The organism is Escherichia sp. E1130 (genome assembly GCF_005781065.1).
In the GTDB taxonomy this organism is placed as follows: domain Bacteria; phylum Pseudomonadota; class Gammaproteobacteria; order Enterobacterales; family Enterobacteriaceae; genus Escherichia.
Map to the genome: position 1 here is coordinate 39,542 of NZ_VATL01000004.1, position 20,299 is coordinate 59,840.

The 20,299-nt window shown below is 53.8% G+C and carries 16 protein-coding genes; 4 read left to right on the forward strand and 12 right to left on the reverse strand.

Translation table 11 applies throughout. The features are described 5' to 3' along the window. Positions 1 to 118: 118 nt before the first annotated feature. Together degP and dgt are read right to left on the reverse strand one after the other, a co-directional pair. Complete coding sequence (gene degP, locus FEK66_RS03025; protein WP_130205012.1) at positions 119 to 1,546, reverse strand: serine endoprotease DegP; 1,428 nt, start codon at positions 1,544 to 1,546, stop codon at positions 119 to 121. A 129-nt stretch (positions 1,547 to 1,675) separates the two neighbouring features. Continuing rightward, complete coding sequence (dgt, locus tag FEK66_RS03030; protein WP_130205010.1) at positions 1,676 to 3,193, reverse strand: dGTPase; 1,518 nt, start codon at positions 3,191 to 3,193, stop codon at positions 1,676 to 1,678. Between the two features lie 83 nt (positions 3,194 to 3,276). On the opposite strand from dgt, the gene mtnN reads away from it, so the two are divergent. Genes mtnN through FEK66_RS03045 form a run of 3 tightly spaced genes read left to right on the forward strand, consistent with a single transcriptional unit; the run spans position 3,277 to position 5,429 of the window. Next, positions 3,277 to 3,975 carry a 5'-methylthioadenosine/S-adenosylhomocysteine nucleosidase gene (gene mtnN, locus FEK66_RS03035; protein ID WP_064525028.1) on the forward strand — a complete coding sequence of 233 codons (699 nt, stop codon included), beginning with the start codon at positions 3,277 to 3,279 and terminating at the stop codon, positions 3,973 to 3,975. Continuing rightward, positions 3,968 to 4,768: a vitamin B12 ABC transporter substrate-binding protein BtuF gene (gene btuF, locus FEK66_RS03040; RefSeq protein WP_135493474.1), complete on the forward strand. Its 801-nt coding sequence runs from the start codon at positions 3,968 to 3,970 to the stop codon at positions 4,766 to 4,768. The genes mtnN and btuF overlap by 8 nt, the downstream gene beginning before the upstream one ends. 37 nt (positions 4,769 to 4,805) lie before the next feature. Then, the gene (locus FEK66_RS03045) at positions 4,806 to 5,429 is read left to right on the forward strand and encodes a TRIC cation channel family protein (RefSeq protein ID WP_064525034.1); all 624 of its coding nucleotides are present in this window, start codon (positions 4,806 to 4,808) and stop codon (positions 5,427 to 5,429) included. Between the two features lie 46 nt (positions 5,430 to 5,475). Here the strand turns inward: FEK66_RS03045 and erpA are convergent, their stop codons facing one another. From erpA to FEK66_RS25860, 4 genes are read right to left on the reverse strand one after another with little or no spacing between them, the layout of a single operon-like run. Then, a complete protein-coding gene (gene erpA / locus FEK66_RS03050) occupies positions 5,476 to 5,820 on the reverse strand; it encodes an iron-sulfur cluster insertion protein ErpA (RefSeq protein WP_001295564.1) in 345 nt (114 codons plus the stop codon). Further along, positions 5,813 to 5,878, reverse strand: a complete 66-nt coding sequence (gene yadW, locus FEK66_RS03055) for a small protein YadW (protein ID WP_120795373.1) — start codon at positions 5,876 to 5,878, stop codon at positions 5,813 to 5,815. The genes erpA and yadW overlap by 8 nt, the downstream gene beginning before the upstream one ends. 23 nt (positions 5,879 to 5,901) lie before the next feature. Continuing rightward, positions 5,902 to 7,323, reverse strand: a complete 1,422-nt coding sequence (gene clcA, locus FEK66_RS03060) for a H(+)/Cl(-) exchange transporter ClcA (RefSeq protein WP_130205006.1) — start codon at positions 7,321 to 7,323, stop codon at positions 5,902 to 5,904. Further along, a complete protein-coding gene (locus FEK66_RS25860) occupies positions 7,320 to 7,382 on the reverse strand; it encodes a hypothetical protein (RefSeq protein ID WP_214251109.1) in 63 nt (20 codons plus the stop codon). Before FEK66_RS25860 ends, clcA begins: the two co-directional genes overlap by 4 nt. A 161-nt stretch (positions 7,383 to 7,543) precedes the next feature. Between FEK66_RS25860 and hemL the strand changes: the two genes are divergently transcribed. Beyond that, a complete protein-coding gene (hemL, locus tag FEK66_RS03065) occupies positions 7,544 to 8,824 on the forward strand; it encodes a glutamate-1-semialdehyde 2,1-aminomutase (RefSeq protein ID WP_130205003.1) in 1,281 nt (426 codons plus the stop codon). Between the two features lie 137 nt (positions 8,825 to 8,961). Here the strand turns inward: hemL and fhuB are convergent, their stop codons facing one another. The 6 genes from fhuB to hrpB form a co-directional block, all read right to left on the reverse strand. After that, positions 8,962 to 10,944 carry a Fe(3+)-hydroxamate ABC transporter permease FhuB gene (gene fhuB / locus FEK66_RS03070; protein ID WP_135493472.1) on the reverse strand — a complete coding sequence of 661 codons (1,983 nt, stop codon included), beginning with the start codon at positions 10,942 to 10,944 and terminating at the stop codon, positions 8,962 to 8,964. Beyond that, a complete protein-coding gene (gene fhuD, locus FEK66_RS03075; protein ID WP_135493471.1) occupies positions 10,941 to 11,831 on the reverse strand; it encodes a Fe(3+)-hydroxamate ABC transporter substrate-binding protein FhuD in 891 nt (296 codons plus the stop codon). Before fhuD ends, fhuB begins: the two co-directional genes overlap by 4 nt. Beyond that, a complete protein-coding gene (gene fhuC, locus FEK66_RS03080) occupies positions 11,831 to 12,628 on the reverse strand; it encodes a Fe3+-hydroxamate ABC transporter ATP-binding protein FhuC (protein ID WP_096319580.1) in 798 nt (265 codons plus the stop codon). The genes fhuD and fhuC overlap by 1 nt, the downstream gene beginning before the upstream one ends. Before the next feature lie 50 nt (positions 12,629 to 12,678). Continuing rightward, positions 12,679 to 14,922, reverse strand: a complete 2,244-nt coding sequence (gene fhuA / locus FEK66_RS03085; RefSeq protein ID WP_135406072.1) for a ferrichrome porin FhuA — start codon at positions 14,920 to 14,922, stop codon at positions 12,679 to 12,681. Between the two features lie 218 nt (positions 14,923 to 15,140). After that, positions 15,141 to 17,663, reverse strand: coding sequence for a bifunctional glycosyl transferase/transpeptidase (gene mrcB / locus FEK66_RS03090; protein WP_130257830.1), 2,523 nt, complete (start codon positions 17,661 to 17,663; stop codon positions 15,141 to 15,143). A gap of 162 nt (positions 17,664 to 17,825) precedes the next feature. After that, positions 17,826 to 20,255: an ATP-dependent helicase HrpB gene (gene hrpB / locus FEK66_RS03095; RefSeq protein WP_135493470.1), complete on the reverse strand. Its 2,430-nt coding sequence runs from the start codon at positions 20,253 to 20,255 to the stop codon at positions 17,826 to 17,828. Positions 20,256 to 20,299 lie beyond the last annotated feature (44 nt).

A 20,299-nucleotide genomic window follows, 5' to 3' on the forward strand; every position in this document is an offset into this window, starting at 1 on the left:
ACGCAACGCACAGCATTGTGCAAATGCACAAAGGACGACAGAGAAATATGGAGTTGTGGAGGGGGTCACAAATTGAAAAGAGAACCCCTTCCCGTTTGCAGGAAGGGGTTGAGGGAGATTACTGCATTAACAGGTAGATGGTGCTATCGCCGCGCTGAATGTTCAGCGCCAGCACTGACGGCTTGCTGTCGAGAACTTTACGCAGTTCAGCGATGTTTTTCACTGTCTGCTGGTTCGCGCCAATAATCACATCACCTTTTTTCAGGCCAATCTGCGCAGCCGGAGTACCGGTTTTCACGTTGTTCACGACCACGCCCTGATCTTTGCCTTTGTTGCTCATTTCAGCGCCTTCAATGCCGTTGAAGATAGAGCTGGAATCAACCTGATTCTGGCTGCTCTGCTGCAGTTCCAGATTCACGTTGACCTGCTTACCATCGCGCAGCAAGCCCAGGGTCAGTTTGCTGCCCACCGGCATAGTACCCACCTGAGCACGCAGCGCGGCAAAGCTGCTGATCGGCTTACCGTTCAGTGAGGTGATCACATCACCCGCTTTAATACCCGCTTTTGCAGCAGAAGAGTTCGGCAGAACCTGGCTTACGAAAGCGCCACGCTGAGCGTCAACTTTCATTGCTTTCGCCAGCTCAGAGTTCAGCTCGGTCCCCATAATGCCCAACTCACCGCGTTTCACCTGGCCGTATTCCACCATCTGCGAGGTCAGGTTTTTCACCATGTTGCTCGGGATAGCAAAACCGATACCGATGTTACCGCCATCCGGTGCAAGGATCGCGGTGTTGATACCGATCAGTTCACCGTTCAGGTTAACCAGCGCACCACCGGAGTTACCCCGGTTGATTGCTGCGTCCGTCTGGATGAAGTTTTCGTAGTTTTCGGCGTTCAGACCGCTACGCCCCAGTGCAGAGACGATACCGGAAGTTACCGTCTCGCCCAGACCAAACGGGTTACCGATAGCGACGGTGTAATCACCCACGCGCAACGCATCGGAATCCGCCATCTTAATCGCGGTCAGGTTTTTCGGGTTCTGGATCTGGATCAGCGCGATATCAGAGCGCGGATCTTTGCCGACCATCTTCGCGTCGAACTTACGGCCATCGCTCAGTTGAACTTTAATGACCGTCGCATTATCGACAACGTGGTTGTTAGTCACGACATAGCCTTTATCGGCATCAATGATGACGCCAGACCCCAGCGCCATGAATTTTTGTTGCTGGCCACCGCCGTTACCACCTTGTCCACCACCCTGACAGAACGGGGAGCTCTGGAACGGAGAACCTTCCTGGCAGAACGGGGAATCATCACCGAAGAACTGCTGGAAATTACGCGGCATACGCGGCGTATTAACGGTTGTGCTACCTTCTACGTTAATGCTGACCACTGAAGGCATCACCTTTTCGAGCATCGGTGCAAGGCTTGGCATCTGCTGGGCTGTCGTTGCTGAAGAAGTCTCAGCCGCCGTTGCAGAGAGCGGAGATAACGCCAAACCTAAACTCAGAGCCAGTGCACTCAGTGCTAATGTGGTTTTTTTCATGTATTTCAGTCTCGATTAACAGATAACGCAAAATTGCTGTGTTCTTCAGATTCGTTTTATAGCGCGAAGTTCCGAACTAAAGTTTCTGCAAAAAGTAAAAATTTATTGTCCGTCTTTACAAAAGCCTGGTTATTGTTCTACGGCCATCAGACGGCGGTATTCATCCCACGCATAAAGGTCTGTCATACCGCTGATATAATCCTGTAACAGCCGGCAGCGGTAATAATATTCCCATAGCGGAAACTCAGGTGAATCTGACGATAATTTACTGACAGCCTCAACATAGGCCAACCGATGACGCGTTGAGAGCTTATGGAATAAACGCGTTTCAATAGGGAAACGTTTCACACGTTCTTTTTCAACAAGTTCGGTAAAGTCTGATAACGACATGTTTAACAACGGTCGATATATCTCTAATAAACCGCTAATCACCCGGTAGCCCTGCAATTCAAGCTGCTCGACATCTGGATGGCTAAACACATGTTTTACAGCGACATTTTTATATAACTTCAGCAACTGGCTACATTCGCTGGCATCCTCTAACAGTGCATGATTAAAGGTTCCGGCAAAAATTGCAGGTAAGTTATCAATAAATCGTTGTGCCGCATACGGCACCAGTTTATTTAAGGTATTTACGCGTAAATACATAAAAAACTGATCTTCCGTGCTACGACTTAAGCTATTTGAGCGCGACTTTTCCCAGGCATTTTCTACCACCTGCGCAAACAGAGAACCGTTCTCATGCTGGCCCCACGCTTCATGCAGATGATGATAAAGCTGTTCAACGGTAAATATTCTTTTTTCTACCGCATCTTCAAGGTCAGCCACACAATAAGATATATCGTCGGCAGCTTCCATAATCCACGTTAATGGGAAGCGACTGTAAAGTGCTAAATTAAGTTCTTTACGTAAACGCGCAATATAGAATTCTTCAGAAAGGTAGTAGCCCGGCTTTTTCATTAAATAATCGTGAGTCTCGGGCGTTTCGCCGCGCCACCACGCCGGACGGGTATATTTTAAAATACCGCCGACCTGAGCCCAGGTAAGATTCATCCGCATCAATGTATGCACCAGACGAATACCCTGTGCGTTACCTTCAAAATGACATAAGTCCTGACGAATTTTTCGCCGCAGGTCGTTAAGTGACTCCTCCCCTTCCCTCAATCGCAACGCCGCCACGCTACAGCGATCGTCGGTTAATGGCTGGCTTTCGGCATCCGCCGGGTACAAACGCTGACGGAACCAGTCATTAATAGCTGCCTCGCCAAAATGACCAAACGGCGGATTTCCTATGTCATGCATCAGACACGACATTTCGACAATGCTTTCAAACGGCCCGGTCAACTCGTCCAGACCGTAAGCCTCCAGCAATTTAAGCTCTTTCAGGCGGCTTAAAATCTCTTTAGCGATATAACGCCCCACCTGCTGAACTTCCATAGAATGGGTAAGACGCGTGCGCACGGCAGCATTGCGCTCAAGTGGGAAGACCTGGGTCTTTTGTTGCAGACGGCGAATCGCTGGGGAGTTGATAATACGCCCGCGATCGCTCTCGAAGATCCGCAGGATCTCATGTTCAGTTTTAACGCCCTGCGGTGAACGATAACGACGATGCCAGTTTATTTTATTTCGGAAATCAATCTGTGCCATGTCCTCTCCCGCGTGAGAAATACGCTTCCCCTCAAGCGCATGATAAACTATGCCTTCAAATCGAGCTTATCGCGAGTAAATCTATGAAAATCGGCATCATTGGTGCAATGGAAGAAGAAGTTACGCTGCTGCGTGACAAAATCGAAAACCGTCAAACTATCAGCCTGGGCGGTTGCGAAATCTATACCGGCCAACTGAACGGAACCGAGGTTGCGCTTCTGAAATCAGGCATTGGTAAAGTCGCAGCGGCGCTGGGTGCAACTCTGCTGCTGGAACACTGCAAGCCTGATGTGATTATTAACACCGGTTCCGCGGGTGGCCTGGCGCCAACGCTGAAAGTGGGCGATATCGTTGTCTCGGACGAAGCACGTTATCACGACGCGGATGTCACGGCGTTTGGCTATGAATACGGTCAACTGCCTGGCTGCCCTGCAGGCTTCAAAGCTGACGATAAACTGATCGCTGCCGCCGAGTCCTGCATTGCCGAACTGAATCTTAACGCTGTACGTGGCCTGATTGTTAGCGGCGACGCTTTCATCAACGGCTCTGTTGGTCTGGCGAAAATCCGCCACAATTTCCCGCAGGCCATTGCAGTAGAAATGGAAGCGACGGCTATCGCTCACGTTTGCCACAATTTTAACGTCCCGTTTGTGGTGGTGCGCGCCATCTCTGACGTCGCCGATCAACAGTCTCACCTTAGCTTCGACGAGTTCCTGGCCGTTGCTGCCAAACAGTCCAGCCTGATGGTTGAGTCACTGGTGCAGAAACTGGCTCATGGCTAAGTCACTCTTCAGGGCGCTGGTCGCCCTGTCTTTTCTTGCGCCACTGTGGCTCAACGCCGCGCCGCGTGTCATCACACTTTCCCCCGCTAACACCGAACTCGCATTTGCCGCCGGGATCACGCCGGTAGCGGTCAGCAGTTATTCCGACTATCCGCCAGAAGCACAAAAAATAGAGCAGGTTTCCACCTGGCAAGGGATGAATCTGGAACGTATTGTGGCGCTAAAACCCGATCTGGTCATAGCCTGGCGCGGGGGTAACGCCGAGCGGCAAGTTGACCAGCTTGCTTCGCTGGGAATAAAAGTGATGTGGGTCGATGCGACAAGCATTGAACAAATTGCCGATGCGTTACGTCAACTGGCCCCGTGGAGCCCGCAACCTGACAAGGCCGAGAAAGCCGCGCAAACCTTGCTGGAACAGTATGCGCAACTCAAAGCTAAATTCGCCGATAAGCCTAAAAAACGTGTTTTCTTACAATTCGGCATTAATCCGCCGTTCACCAGCGGAAAAGAGTCGATTCAGAACCAGGTACTGGAAGTTTGCGGTGGAGAAAACATCTTTAAAAACAGCCATGTTCCCTGGCCGCAGGTTAGCCGCGAACAGGTATTAGCACGCGCGCCACAGGCAATTGTCATCACTGGCGGATCGGACCAAACTCCTAAAATCGAGCAATACTGGGGTGAACAGCTCAAAATTCCCATTATTCCTCTCACAAGTGACTGGTTTGAACGTGCAAGCCCACGTATTATCCTCGCTGCACAACAACTCTGTAATGCGCTTTCACAAGTGGATTAGCGCCTGACCTTTTCAGGTGCTCAGTGGGGATTGAACAATGCTCGTCTATTGGCTGGATATAGTCGGCACAGCGGTATTTGCCATCTCCGGCGTTTTACTTGCCGGAAAATTGCGTATGGACCCTTTTGGCGTCCTGGTATTAGGCGTGGTTACCGCGGTAGGCGGTGGAACCATTCGCGACATGGCGCTGGATCACGGTCCGGTATTTTGGGTGAAAGATCCCACCGATCTGGTCGTTGCAATGGTAACCAGCATGCTGACGATCGTCCTGGTACGCCAGCCAAGACGCTTGCCGAAATGGATGCTGCCGGTGCTGGATGCTGTTGGGTTGGCAGTCTTTGTTGGCATTGGCGTCAACAAAGCCTTTAATGCGGATGCGGGTCCATTGATTGCGGTATGTATGGGCGTTATTACGGGCGTCGGCGGCGGGATCATTCGCGATGTACTGGCGCGCGAAATCCCCATGATTTTACGTACAGAAATCTACGCTACAGCCTGTATTATCGGCGGTATTGTCCACGCTACGGCTTATTATACGTTTTCCGTCCCGTTAGAAACGGCCAGTATGATGGGGATGGTGGTAACGCTATTGATTCGACTGGCAGCTATCCGTTGGCATCTTAAACTGCCGACGTTTGCGCTGGATGAGAATGGGCGTTAAAGAGAGCAGATGTGCCGGATAGTTTATCCGGCACATTAACAGCAGATTAGATGCTGAAGGAAGAACCGCAACCACAGGTGCTTTTCGCGTTCGGGTTGGTCACGATGAAACGCGAACCTTCCAGTCCTTCAGTATAATCAACGGAACCACCAACCAGATATTGCAGGCTCATTGGGTCAACGACCAGGCCAACGCCCTGTTTTTCGATGGTCATATCGCCTTCGTTCACCTGATCATCAAAGGTGAAACCATACTGGAAGCCGCTGCAACCGCCACCGGTGATATACACGCGTAATTTCAGATTCGGGTTATCTTCGTCAGCGATCAGGCTTTTAACTTTGTTGGCTGCTGCGTCGGTAAACTCCAGCGGCAGTGCTACGTCATCACTCATATTTTGCTCCAAACGACATCGGCAATTGGGCAAATTCTAACCCAATAATAATCGCCATTATCTAATACCCTGGTATTTCGTTCAAGTATTCTCGCTGGCTGGTGCGGCCTTGGCTCGCGCCAGTTGTTCCGCTTCCTGTTTTGCCAACGTGCGCGCAAGAATCGCCGAGTATAGCGGTTTTCCGCCGGTAAATTGTGCTAATAGTGTTGCGCCAAGACCGGTAATAATCATTGGCAAAATGAGCTGATAGTTATCTGTCATCTCTAATACCAGAATGATCCCCGTTAACGGCGCACGAATGGATGCCGCCAGTAACGCGCCCATTCCGGCAATAGCAAAGGTGCCTGCTTCAAGGTGATATTGCGGAAACAGTTCAACGGCAACCATTCCGAACGCGGTTCCCAGCACGGTACCCAGCGCCAGCATCGGGGCAAAAATACCGCCCGGCGCGCCGGAAGAGAAACAGAGTAAGGTGGTGATGACCCGCGCGACAAAGATAAATACCAGCATTCCCATGCTGAAGTTCCCCGCCGTGGCGATAGGAATCAGGTTAAAACCACCGCCTGAGGTTTCAGGAGCGACAAAACCCAGCAGCCCACACAAACCGCCAATCGCACCGCCCATCAGTACCCATTTGGTAATATTGCCGCCGTGCACGCGATGCAGCAAATCCTGCATCCCCAGCACCCATTTATTAAAAATAGGGCCGAAGATACCAAAAATAATACCGAGGATCAGATAAAGCCAAAGCGTATTGAGCGGGGCGTCAGAAAGTTTACCGACATCAATAAGTGCAACTTCGTGGTTAAATACCCGGTACATAATGGTCGACATAATGACGCCAATAAATACCGCTTTAATCGAAATTAGCGTATAGCGAAACTGCGGACGCATCTCTTCAATAATAAAAAGAATACCCGCCAGCGGCGCATTAAAAGCCGCCGCCAGACCCGCCGCCGCACCGGTTGCCAGTAACGTATGGCGAGCTTCGTCACCTTTCATGCGGAAAATATCAAGCACCATCCGGCCAATATTACCGCCAATCTGCACGGTTGGCCCTTCGCGCCCCAGGACCATACCGCCGCCCAGCGTCCCCAGACCACCAAAGAATTTCACTGGCAATACACGCCACCAGCGAACGGGACGTTGATCTTCCAGCGCCCCTTCAATTTCCGGGATACCCGAACCACCCGCTTCCGGCGCGTATTTGCGCACCAAGAAATAACCGAACATCGCCAGCGCTGCCGAACAGAGAAAAGCAACGGTTAACAGAAGTGGGTAATTATCGGCAGTATGTACCAGCGCGCCCATTCGTTGGTTCTGCAACCAGGCGACACCTTTGTCAAAAGCAACCGCTGCCAGCCCGACAAGGGTACCGACGACCGCCGCCATAAACAAAATAGCTAATGGCGTTTTATCACGCTCAAGAAGCTGGCGAATGAGTTGTCTGCGTCGCAGACGCGCAGCCTGCGGTATTTCATAAGAGGGAGTATCAGTTTTCATCCAATGATCACATATTGGTCATACAAATAAGATGACGGCATTTTACTCGCACATTCAATGAAAATCCTTTGCAAAGCGTAATGTTTCAAATGCACAAAACTTTTATACTCTACGAAGTCAAAGTTGCAGCAGTAAAAGCAACTTGTTGACGAGTATTTAACTTGTTATGAATAACCTAGAATAGCAGCCATTCACTTTTTCTACGAATCAGGAACCCTCCATGAGTAAGTCTGAAAATCTTTACAGCGCAGCGCGCGAGCTGATCCCTGGCGGTGTGAACTCTCCTGTTCGCGCCTTTACTGGCGTGGGCGGCACTCCACTGTTTATCGAAAAAGCGGACGGCGCTTATCTGTATGATGTTGATGGCAAAGCGTATATCGATTATGTCGGTTCCTGGGGGCCGATGGTGCTGGGCCATAATCATCCGGCGATCCGTAACGCAGTGATTGAAGCCGCCGAGCGCGGTCTGAGCTTTGGTGCGCCGACCGAAATGGAAGTGAAAATGGCGCAACTGGTGACCGAACTGGTGCCGACGATGGATATGGTGCGCATGGTGAACTCCGGCACCGAAGCGACAATGAGCGCCATCCGCCTGGCCCGTGGTTTTACTGGCCGTGACAAGATCATTAAATTCGAAGGTTGCTACCACGGTCACGCTGACTGCCTGCTGGTGAAAGCCGGTTCTGGCGCGCTCACTTTAGGGCAGCCAAACTCACCGGGCGTTCCGGCGGATTTCGCTAAACATACCTTAACTTGTACTTATAACGATCTGGCCTCTGTACGCGCCGCGTTCGAACAGTACCCGCAAGAGATTGCCTGTATTATCGTCGAGCCGGTGGCAGGCAATATGAACTGTGTTCCACCGCTGCCAGAGTTCCTGCCAGGTCTGCGCGCGCTGTGCGACGAATTTGGCGCGTTGCTGATCATCGATGAAGTAATGACTGGCTTCCGCGTGGCGCTAGCTGGCGCACAGGATTATTACGGCGTGGTGCCAGATCTCACCTGTCTGGGCAAAATCATCGGCGGCGGAATGCCGGTAGGTGCCTTCGGCGGTCGTCGTGATGTGATGGATGCGCTGGCTCCGACTGGCCCGGTGTATCAGGCGGGTACGCTTTCCGGTAACCCGATTGCGATGGCCGCCGGTTTCGCCTGTCTGAATGAAGTCGCGCAGCCGGGCGTTCACGAGACACTGGATGAGCTGACAACACGTCTGGCAGAAGGTCTGCTGGAAGCGGCGGAAGAAGCGGGAATTCCGCTGGTCGTTAACCACGTTGGCGGCATGTTCGGTATTTTCTTTACCGACGCCGAGTCCGTAACATGCTACCAGGATGTGATGTCCTGTGACGTGGAACGCTTTAAGCGTTTCTTCCATATGATGCTGGACGAAGGTGTTTACCTGGCACCGTCAGCGTTTGAAGCGGGCTTTATGTCCGTGGCGCACAGCATGGAAGATATCAATAACACCATCGATGCTGCACGTCGGGTGTTTGCGAAGTTGTGATCCAACATTGTTTGCCGGATGCGGCGTGAACGCCTTCGTTTGTAGGCCCGATAAGACGCGTCAGCGTCGCATCGGGCATTGTTTGTCGAATGCGGCACCTTATCTGACCTACAGTTCAGCGCCGTTATATGGGCAAATTAACGGCTCTGCTTTCTCAACAAATAGATAAAGTATGGCGCGCCGATAAAGGTCGACAGCAGCCCCGCCGGGATCTGGAACGGAAACAGTGCCATCCGCCCACACCAGTCAGCGAACACCAGCAGCAACCCACCCACCAACGCCGAAATCACAATATGCGGCATCGTCCGTCGAAAGCCCATCATCCGCGCAATATGCGGTGCCATTAAACCGACAAAACTCAACGGCCCAATGGTCATTGTCGCGGTCGCCGTCAGGCAAGCCGCTAGCATCAGCAGTGCAATTCGCGTCGGCGTTAGCGCCATCCCCACGGCCCGCGCGGTATCACCCCCCAGCGGTAAAATGGTCAGCCAGCGGCGGCACAGCGGGGTAATCGCCAGCAAAATCACCATCACAATTCCGGTGCGCCAGACCTGCGCATCGGTCGCGTTGTAGGTCGAACCAGAAATCCAGGTCAGCACTTGCGCCATTCGCGGGTCACCGCTCGCCTGCAACATCATCAAAAGCATGGTGAACGCGGTGCTTAACGCCATCCCCGCCAGTAACATGCGGTGTGGGGAAAATCCACCGCGTCCGGCGGCGATCATAATGATCAACAGCGTCACCGCCGCGCCGAGACTTCCCGCGGGTAACAGCCAGCCAAAGGCATTACCCGGTACCAGAAACAACATCAACACCACGCCAAACGCCGCGCCAGAGCTAATCCCCAGCACTTCTGGGCTTGCCATCGGGTTTCCGGTCAGCCGCTGAATAATACAGCCCGCCACCGCCAGCATGACGCCCGCAAACAACGCCGCCATAATTCGCGGCCAGCGCCAGGGCATCAAATCCTCGAGCAACGCCCCGCTCGCCCACGTCCAGCCGTGCGCATCACGACCAAACGACAGCGCCACCGCCACAGCCATCAACAGCAGCACGCCGCCCGCGAGGGCAAACGCCAGCACGTGTTGACGTTCAGTCGCCACCCGATCGTTCACTTTCATATCTGGCGCACTAATGCTGCGTAAACGCGGCAGCAGCCACAGCAGCAGCGGCGCACCGATCAACGCAGTGACCGAACCGGTAGAAACTTCCATCCACACGCGAGTCAGCCAGAGGATGATTTGATCGGAAAGCCAGAGGATCAGCGCCCCAATCAGCGACGCCAGCATCAGTCGCGGCAGCAGACGCCGCGCGCCCAGCATTTTTGCCAGCAGCGGCGCGAACAAGCCGATAAAGCCGATAATCCCCACCGCGTTCACCAGCAGCGCACTGATGACAATCGCCAGCGACAGTGCCGCCAGACGCGCCAGCGACAAGGCCAGCCCCAGATTGCGCGCCACGCCATCATCAAGCCCCATCAGGGTTAACGGGCGAAGTAGCAGTAACGTCAGCATCACGCCGCCCAGCAGCTGCGGCCATAAACGCTCAACGCCGCCCCAGTCGGTTTGCGTCAGCGTTCCGGTGCTCCACAGGAACATGCTTTGCAGCTGGTCGTGATGGAAGATAACCAGTAGCTGATTAATTGCCCCGCAATAAAGGCTCACCACCAGCCCCGCGAGGATCAGCGTTACCGGCGAAAGCCGTTTCCCCCACGCGACGCCAAAAACGATTAAGCCAACGACACAAGCGCCCGCCAGCGCAGCAAACTGGCTCGCCATCGCGCCGGGGATCGCCCAGAGCGTCGTGACGGTAATCCCCAGTTGCGCGCCTGTAGCAACGCCCAACGTCGTCGGTTCCGCCAGCGGGTTACGCAGCACTTGCTGAAACAGCACGCCCACCAGCCCCAGGCCCGCGCCCACCAGTAGCGAAATCGCCAGACGCGGCAGCAAGCTGTAGTGAAAAATCATCTGCTCGATGACATCGATATCCGGCGACCAGGCAGCCTGCGCCCACTGGCTACGCGGCAGCGCCTGCGAAAAGTTCATCCAGGTCAGCGCCGTAGCGACAATCACCAACAGCGCCAGCAATAACGCCGGGAAAAGCGCAATTCGTTTACTCACGCTTTACCTCCGATGGCGTTATCCAGAATACGTACAAAGTGCATTGCCGAAAGCGTCGCACCATAAAACCAGACTGCGGGTACGCGCTGAATGCGTCCGGCGCGGACAAACGGCATGGCCTGCCACAGCGGGGTTGCCATTAGCGCGTCCATGTCTTTGCTGTTGTCGTGATCAAAACAGAGCACATCAACATCTTTATACGCCGCCAGACGATCGATACTGACGGTAGTACTGCCCCAGAAATTGGTTTCTCCCTGCCAGGCATTCACAATGCCGTATTCATCGAGAATTTCCTGGAACAGGCTGTTTGGACCGAAGACCAGCATATGGCGCGGATCGAGAAGCGACGTCAGCAATAACGGGCGCGCTCCACGCTTCACAAAGCGGGGTTTCATGCTGCGGATAAAGTCTTCATATTGCGCTAAATGCGTTTCTGCTGCGCTTTGTAGATTAAGTAAATCCGCCATTTCCGTCAGCGATTTACGCGCCATCGCCAGCGGCTGTTTGCCGTCGCTGAAGTTAAATCCGCGTCCCGGCGCAATGCGTGCCAGCATTTCTGGCGAAGGGCCATATCCCGCCGACCAGACCATAAACGACGGTTTCATTTCGGTCAGCAGTTCAAGGTTAGGTTCTGTACGCAAACCAACGTCAATCACCGAATCTGGCAATGGCGGTTCGCTGACCCACAGGCGATAGTTAATGGTGTCTGCCACACCGTAAGGTACGATGCCGAGCGCCAGCAGTAATTCCACCGGCAACCACTCCAGCGCCACAACGCGATGTGGATCAATAGCCGCCGCACGGGCGGTATTCATCTGCCATAGCAACGGAGAAAGCGCCATCGCCGTTAACAGTCGGCGGCGCGAAATAAGAAGTAAACCGCTCATCAATAAACAAAACTCACAGGTGCAGCACCCGCCGGATGCGGCAAAATCCCCATCGGGATGCCATAAATCATTTCGAGGGTTTCGCCGCGCATAATTTCAGCAGGCGTTCCCTGAGCAATCATTTCACCACCGCGCAGGGCGACCAGATAATCACAATAGCGCGCCGCCATATTGATATCGTGCAGCACAGCAATGACCGTCAGACCACGTTCCTGACTTAAACGATGCACCAGCGCCAGCACGTCAACCTGGTGGGCGATATCCAGCGCCGAGGTCGGTTCATCCAGCAGCAGGCAACGGCTGTCCTGCGCCACCAGCATGGCGATCCACGCCCGCTGACGTTCGCCGCCGGAGAGGCTATCGACCAGCCGATGCGCCAGCGGTTTTAAGCCAACCAGCGAAATCGCCTCTTCGACCTTTTCGCGATCTGCCGCGCCAAAGCGCCCCAGCGCACCATGCCACGGGTAACGACCAATCGCCACCAGTTCACGCACGGTCATCCCTTCTGCCGGAGGAAGTTGCTGCGGCAAATAAGCCACTTTGCGGGCGAATGCTTTGCTACTCCAGCTTTCCAGCGGCTGGGTATCAAGAAGGATTTCGCCTTCCGACGGTGGCTGATGACGGCCAAGCATTTTGAGCAGAGTGGATTTACCAGAACCGTTGTGACCAATCAGACCGGTCACTTTCCCGGCAGGAAAGGTTAACGACAGCGGATGCAAAAGCGTGCGCCCTGGCACACGAAAGGAGATATTACGCAGTGCAAAAGTGGTATCGGAATGATTCGTGTATTCCTGCATAACAGCCAACTTGTGAAGCGGGCACGGAAATCCGTGCCCCAAAGAGAAAATTAGAAACGGAAGGTTGCGGTTGCAACGACCTGACGTTCTGCGCCCCAGAAGCAGCCATAGGTGTTAAAGCAGCTGGCGACGTATTCACGATCGAACAGGTTGTTAACATGCAGCGCTACGTTGGAGCCAGCCATACCGACTCGCGCCAGATCATAACGCACTAACGCATCCACGACCGTATAACTTCCCACTTTAAAGGAGTTCGCCGGATCGCCGTAGCTGGAGCCAGTATAACGACCACCAGTACCCAGCGTCAGACCTGAAAGTGGACCGTCAAAGAAGGTGTAATCAGCCCACAGAGAAGCCATGTGTTTTGGCACCTGCGCAGGCGTATTGCCTTTGTAGGTGGTATCGGTGGTGTATTCCGCGTCGGTATAGGTATAAGAACCGACCACGTTAACACTCGCCGACAGCGCCGCTTTTGCTTCGATCTCTACGCCACGCGCACGGATCTCGCCACCTTCAACCGAGAAGAAGGAACCCTCAGGATCCGCCATCAGGTTGTTGGTTTTGGTGAGATTATACAGCGCGCCAGTCACCACAATTGGGCGATCTTCCGGTACGTATTTCACGCCGACTTCGTACTGCTTACCTTTAGACGGTGCGAAAATATTACCATCCTTCCCGACCTGTGAAGAAGGTTCAAACGATTCGCTATAGCTGAAGTACGGTGTTACGCCGTTATCAAACAGGTAGTTAACGCCACCACGCCAGGTGAACTGTTTGTCATCACGCTTGTCTGTCGTTCCCGCTACGCGGTTAAGAGATTCTTGATCCGCCCAGTCGTAACGACCGCCCAGGGTGACCAGCACTTTATCCCACTGCGCCTGATCCTGAACGTAAATACCCGTTTGCTTCTGCTTATTCAGAATGCGGTACGGGCCGGAGTTTGCCGGATCTTTGGCATTGAAATCGAAATCTGTATTCACCGGATTGTACAGATCGAGCAGTGGCACGGAGTCGTCGTAACCAAACCAGGCATTGATGTCATTACGCATACGCATAAAGTCGACACCGGTCAGCAGGGTGTGGTCGATATCGCCAGTGGCGAATTTGCTTTGCAACTGGGTATCAACAGAGAAGTTTTGCAGCTTCTCATCATCAACGACGTATTTACGCGCCAGATAATGGCCTTTATCCGCTGGCGCTAAAGATGCACACTGCTGGCTGTAAGCATTCGCCGGATCGGAGCAGACGCCGTAACCATAAACGCTGTTTTGCGAGGTTTTGTTTTCAGCAAAGCGCAGGTTCTGACGCACAGTAAAGGTGTCGTTAAATTCGTGGTCGAAGCTGTAGCCAATCATCTTCTCATTACGAGAATAGGTGTTGTTCTTCGCCCCTTCGTTAAAGTCAGTCGGCAGACGCTTACCGTTTGGCAGCGTATCGACGGTCCCTTCTTTCGGCAACCAGCCGTAATAACCGGTTTCCGGTTCATTCTGGAAGTAAGAAAGGAAGGTGAAATTGGTTTTATCGTCCGGACGCCAGGTGAACGCTGGAGCAATAGCATAACGCTGCTCTTCCGCGCCCTTTTGCTGGGCATTGGCAGAGCGCGCAAGTCCGGTCAGACGATAAGAGTAAACGCCATCATCATCCAGCGCATCGCTGAAATCAAAACCGGTCTGGAACAGGCTATCAGTCCCTGCTTTAAACTGAATTTCTTTCAGCGGTTCGGTGGTCGGGCGCTTGCTGACCATATTCAGCAAGCCGCCAGGGCTGCTTTTTCCGTACAGCACAGATACCGGACCACGCATGATTTCAGCGCGCTCCAGCATATACGGGTCGATGACCGCATCGTTATAGAAGTTGCCCTGCATCTTCAGGCCATTCAGATAGTTGTTCTGGCTTTGACCGTCAGCTGCAAAACCACGGATGATCAGGTAATCGTAAGTGTTGGATGCGCCACGGGTTCCCACGGCAACGCCAGGGGTGTAGCTAAGCGCCTCTTTAACTGACTTCGGCTGATGCAGCGCCATCTCTTCGGCGGTCACAACAGAAATAGACTGTGGCACTTTTTGAATCGGCGTATCTGTTTTGGTGCCGGTGGCGGACTGTCGCGCCGCAATAGTTGCAGCCGGCCCCCATGCGCTTTCTTGCGGCGCAGGTGCAGCGGTAACGGTGATAGTGTCTTCTTTCGGTTCAACCGCTGCCTGTGCATAAACAGACATGCCGCTAACCGCTGTGGCTACTACAACTGCGATTTTACGCAGCGAGTGTTTTGGCTGAGCAGTTTTGGAACGCGCCATTGGTATATCTCTGATGAAAGTGAATGATAACGTAAACGAGAATGATTATTATAAAGATAAAATAATATTCGAAACGGCGAGACGATAGCAAGCAGTACCCATCAGAGATCCAACCAAAGGGTCAATAAATAACCAGATGAAAAGAAAGGGTTAATGCTTTTGGAGGGATGTTATTTTACCGGATGGCTACTCGCCATCCGGTATGTCACGCTTAGACGTTAATTACTACCAAACATATCCTTGATCCAGCCTGCCACGCCGTCGCTGTCTTTCTGCTGCTGTTGAGCAGGTTGCTGTTGCGGCTGTGAAGACTGATCAAATGGATTGCCTGACGGCTGCTGCTGTACCTCACTCTGCTGGCACAGCGATTGCGGATCGCTGGTCCAGACCGGCAAAGTACGCATACCACCGCTGCAAACAAAGTTACCGTCGTAATCCACGCCCATATCCACGATATCTTCCGGCGGTACAAGATTCAGCGGCGTTGGTGTCTGATTAGCCAGATAACGCTGGTAAATCGACATCGCCCCGCTGGCACCGTACAGCTTAGTCGGCTGGTTGTTATCGCGGCCTACCCAGGTGATGGTCACCGTGCTGCCGTCAATGCCCGCAAACCAGGTATCAACGTTGTTGTTGGTAGTACCCGTTTTCCCTGCCAGATGCAGATTTGGATATTTCGCCCCAAGCTGACGCCCTGTACCACGTTGCACCACTTGCTGCATGGTCCACAGCGTCAGATACGCCGCCTGCGCCGGAACTGCGCGTTCCGCCTGCGGGAAGCTCTGATACAGCACCTTACCATCTTCCGCGATTACCGAACGCAGCGCAGAAAGCGGCGCGCGGTTACCGCCGCTGGCGATAGTCTGGAACGCCTGCGCCACTTCGATTGGCGTTAAGTTCAGCGCTCCCAGCAACATTGCCGGAACTGGATTCAACTGGTCTTTCGGCACGCCCAGTTTGATCCAGGTATCCGTAACCGCAGGCAGTCCCAGCGCCATCCCCAGATTCACCGTCGGCACGTTCATCGAACGGGTCAACGCATCCACCAGCATCACTCTGCCGCTTTCGCTATAGCGACGATCATCGTTCTGCGGTGACCAGACCTGACCGTTCGGCTGACGCAGCGCGATTGGCGCATCAGCAATCCACGTGTTCAGGCGATAGATTTTCGGCTGACTTAACGCCGTAAGGTAAGTCGCTGGTTTTGCCAGTGAACCAATCGAACGACGCGCCTGCATCGCACGGTTATAGCCCGCGAACTGCGGTTCAGCCCCCCCAACCATCGCACGGACTTCGCCACTAAAGCGGTCAACGACGACAATCGCCGTTTCCAGATCGCTCAACTTACGCTGTTTCTTCAGTGCAGGAATGCCTTCTACGGCAGCTTTTTCTGCCGCATCCTGGGCCACTGAGTCAAAAGTAGTGAAGATCTTCACACCAGAGAGATCTTTCACCTTATCGCCCAGTTTCGCCTGCAACTCCTGACGCACCAGCTGCATAAAGGCTGGCTGAGGAGAGATTACTCCGCCGCGTGGCTGTACGCCCAGCGGTCGCGCACTCAGCATTTCATACAGTTCGCCGTCGATAATCTGCTGTTGTTGCAGCAAACGCAGCACCAGGTTACGTCGCTCCAGCGCCAGTTTCGGATTACGCCACGGGTTGTAGATCGACGCGCCTTTCACCATGCCAACTAACAGCGCCTGCTGGTCAAGGCTCAACTCTTCTACCGGGCGACCAAAGTAGTACAGGCTCGCCAGCGGGAAGCCACGAATTTCGTTGTCGCCGCTCTGACCGAGATACACCTCGTTCATATACAGTTCAAGAATGCGATCTTTGCTGTAACGTGCATCCATGATCAACGCCATATAGGCTTCGTTCGCTTTACGCCAGTAAGAACGTTCGCTGGAGAGGAACAGGTTTTTCACTAACTGTTGCGTCAGTGTACTCGCCCCCTGCACCGTGCGTCCGGCGGTCAGGTTTGCCAGCACCGCACGTCCAATGGAGTAGAGGCTGATGCCATCATGCTCGTAGAAATGACGGTCTTCTGTCGCCAGCAAGGTATCTACCAGCAAGTCCGGGAAACCACTGCGCGGCACAAACAGACGCTGCTCACCGTTTGGTGAGGAGATCATGGTGATCAGGCGCGGATCAAGACGGAAGAAACCGAACTGACGGTTGTTCTCCATATTGACGATGGTCGCCAGATGATCACCATCAAAAGTCAGACGCGCACGCACCTGCCCTTCTTTACTGTCCGGGAAATCAAACGGACGGCGGATCATTTCAATGCTGTTGGCCTGCACGGTAAATTCGCCAGGACGGGTCATCTTCGACACCTGACGATACTGGGTCGCCTCCAGCAGTTTCACCATCTCGTTCTTGCTGATGGTCATATCTGGTTCAAGGTTAACCATTCGGCCATAGACCGCCGCTGGCAACTGCCAGACCTTGCCATCAATACGGCTACGAATTTTTTGATCGAGATAAACGCCGTAAATGGCGATCAGCACGGCAAAAACGATAGCCAGTTTTAGCAGCAGCCATAACCAGCCGCGTTTGCCACGAGGCTTACGCCCTTTTCCTTTGCCCTTTCCTTTGCGCGGCATCGGTTCTTCGTCCTCATAGTCATCATAATCGTCGTAATCATCGTCGTCTTCGTAACGACGACGGCTTACCTTTTGTTTGACTGGACGCGTCGGTTTCCCTTTGCGTCCAATTGGCTCGCGGTCATTCCCGGCCATGCTTTTTCTCCGCAATATTCAGGCGCAAAAGCCCGATTTTCTGTTCTTCTGTTGCTATACAGAAGAAGATATCTCTCAAAATGCTTTTCTCCCTCTCCCTGTGGGAGAGGGCCGGGGTGAGGGCATCAGCGCGCACATTGCCCCTATGCCCGTTTACCAACCTTACGAATACTTTTTCGTCCGCCGCGTTGGTGCGGTATTCGCCGGGTCGTCCGGCCAGACGTGTTTGGGATAACGCCCTTTCATCTCCTTTTGCACCTCACGATACGCCCCTTTCCAGAAGGCCCCCAAATCACGCGTGATTTGCAGCGGCCTTTGGGCGGGTGAAAGCAACTCCAGCACCAGTGGCACACGCCCCTGGGCGATTGTCGGATTGGTGGCTTCGCCAAACATCTCCTGCATTCTTACTGCCAGCGCAGGCGGGTTATCTTCATGATAACGAATGGCGATCCGACTTCCCGTCGGCACAGTGTAATGCGCAGGCAGGGAACTCACCAGACGTTGCTGCATTCCCCAATCGAGTAATCCATGCAGCGCCTGGTAAATATCGACTGATTTCAGGCCACGTAGCGAATGTACGCCGCTCATATGCGGCAACAACCACGTTTCAAGCGTCGCCAATAAACTCGCGTCATCGACCGCTGGCCAGTCATACTCTGGTAACCACTTCGCAGCGCACAGTAAACGCAGGCGTAGCTGTTCCGCTTCTGGCGTCCAGTTGAGGACGTTTAATCCTTTATCGCGTATACCGTTAAGCATCGCCTGATGTAATTCTTCTTCCGAAGGTTTCGCTAGTGGCTGCACTTTTACCGTGAGCTGGCCAATTTGCAGCCGACGCCAGGCTTTCAGCGTGCCTTGAGCGTCGTCCCACTCCACAGTGTCAGACTGATGCACCAGTTGCGGGCAACGTTCTACTAACGTATCAATATCGACCGGCAGCGCCAGCAAAATCCGCGCATCCGGCGAGGCGCTGCCCTGCAATAATAACGGTGCGATCAGCCATTCGTGGCGGTTTAACGCGTCGTCGGCATCCAGCATCGCCCCCATGCCGTTCGCCAGTTGATAGCGACCATCTTGCCCACGCCGACGAGCAATACGATCGGCAAACGCTCGGGTGAGTAGCGGCGCAATAAGCGAACTGTCCTCCTCACCGCCGCGAACGTTTAAGCGTTTCAACAGTTGCTGACTACGTTGCTGCCAGGCTGGTTGATTACGCGAGAACGCCACGCCAAGATCGCCATTCCGCATCCGTGGCGGTTCTTCGAGTATGGCGGCAATTTTTGCGGCGGTAGCCGCTTCATCGTCGCTCTTCGCACTCACCAGCATTGCCGCTAAACGCGGATCGTTACCCAGCGCCGCCATTTTTTGCCCTTGCGCACTAAGCCGTTCACCGTCCAGCGCCCCCAGCATGTGTAACAGACGTTTCGCCGCCTGTAGATTCACCGCTGGCGGGTGATCCAGCCAGTTCATCTGTGCCGGATCGCTACATCCCCATTGCAGTAATTCCATCAACAAACCGGAGAGATCGCTTTGTAAGATCTCCGGTTCACTTTGCGCTGCGGCGCGTTCCGCCTGCTCTTTAGCGATTAAATGCAGGCAAATACCTGGCTCCAGACGCCCGGCGCGCCCGGCACGTTGCGTCATCGACGCCTGGCTAACGCGCTGAGTGATCAACCGAGTAAGACCCGTACGCGGATCAAAGCGCGCTACCCTTTCCTGGGCGCAATCCACCACCAGACGGATACCTTCGATGGTTAGACTGGTTTCAGCGATGTTGGTCGCCAGCACCACTTTGCGCATTCCTTGCGGCGCAGGGAGGATAGCTTTTCGCTGATCGTTCAGCGACAACGCGCCATACAGCGGGCAGAGCAACACATCACTGCCGATACGTGACGCCAATTGCTCCTGCACGCGCTGAATTTCTCCGACACCAGGTAAAAATAACAGTAATGACCCAGTTTCCTGGCGCAGCAATTCGGCGGTAGCGGCAGCTACTGCTTCGTCAAAGCGTTGGTGTGCAGGCAACGGCAAATAGCGGCGCTCCACCGGATACGAGCGCCCTTCGGAAACAACAACGGGCGCTTCTGGCAGCATCTGCTGCAAGCGATCGTTATCCAGCGTAGCCGACATAATTAGCAGCTTTAAGTCATCGCGCAGACCTTGTTGCACATCGAGTAACAACGCCAGCGCCAAATCCGCCTGCAAACTGCGTTCATGAAATTCATCGAGGATCACCAGCCCCACGCCGTTCAGTTCTGGGTCGCGCTGGATCATGCGCGTCAACACGCCTTCGGTGACCACTTCCAGACGAGTATTCGGCCCGACGCAGTTTTGCGCACGCATCCGGTAGCCAACTGTGTCGCCAGGCTTTTCGTTCAGCAGCTCCGCCAGGCGTTGCGCAACGTTACGCGCCGCCAGTCGACGTGGCTCCAACAGGATGATTTTCCCGTGAATCCCTGGATGCGCCAGCAGTTGCAGCGGTAGCCAGGTCGATTTTCCGGCTCCGGTCGGCGCACTTAATAACACCTGCGGCGCATAATCGAGGGCGGCAAGTAATTCAGGTAAGACGGCTGCAACGGGTAACGACGACACAAAACGCTCCAGAGGGTTAACATTCTTCGCGCCACATTGTAGCA

Coding starts and splice junctions, on each gene's coding strand:
- degP (WP_130205012.1), bottom strand. CDS start 1,546: ATGAAAAAAACCACATTAGCACTGAGTGCACTGGCTCTGAGTTTAGGT.
- dgt (WP_130205010.1), bottom strand. CDS start 3,193: ATGGCACAGATTGATTTCCGAAATAAAATAAACTGGCATCGTCGTTAT.
- mtnN (WP_064525028.1), top strand. CDS start 3,277: ATGAAAATCGGCATCATTGGTGCAATGGAAGAAGAAGTTACGCTGCTG.
- btuF (WP_135493474.1), top strand. CDS start 3,968: ATGGCTAAGTCACTCTTCAGGGCGCTGGTCGCCCTGTCTTTTCTTGCG.
- FEK66_RS03045 (WP_064525034.1), top strand. CDS start 4,806: ATGCTCGTCTATTGGCTGGATATAGTCGGCACAGCGGTATTTGCCATC.
- erpA (WP_001295564.1), bottom strand. CDS start 5,820: ATGAGTGATGACGTAGCACTGCCGCTGGAGTTTACCGACGCAGCAGCC.
- clcA (WP_130205006.1), bottom strand. CDS start 7,323: ATGAAAACTGATACTCCCTCTTATGAAATACCGCAGGCTGCGCGTCTG.
- hemL (WP_130205003.1), top strand. CDS start 7,544: ATGAGTAAGTCTGAAAATCTTTACAGCGCAGCGCGCGAGCTGATCCCT.
- fhuD (WP_135493471.1), bottom strand. CDS start 11,831: ATGAGCGGTTTACTTCTTATTTCGCGCCGCCGACTGTTAACGGCGATG.
- fhuC (WP_096319580.1), bottom strand. CDS start 12,628: ATGCAGGAATACACGAATCATTCCGATACCACTTTTGCACTGCGTAAT.
- fhuA (WP_135406072.1), bottom strand. CDS start 14,922: ATGGCGCGTTCCAAAACTGCTCAGCCAAAACACTCGCTGCGTAAAATC.
- mrcB (WP_130257830.1), bottom strand. CDS start 17,663: ATGGCCGGGAATGACCGCGAGCCAATTGGACGCAAAGGGAAACCGACG.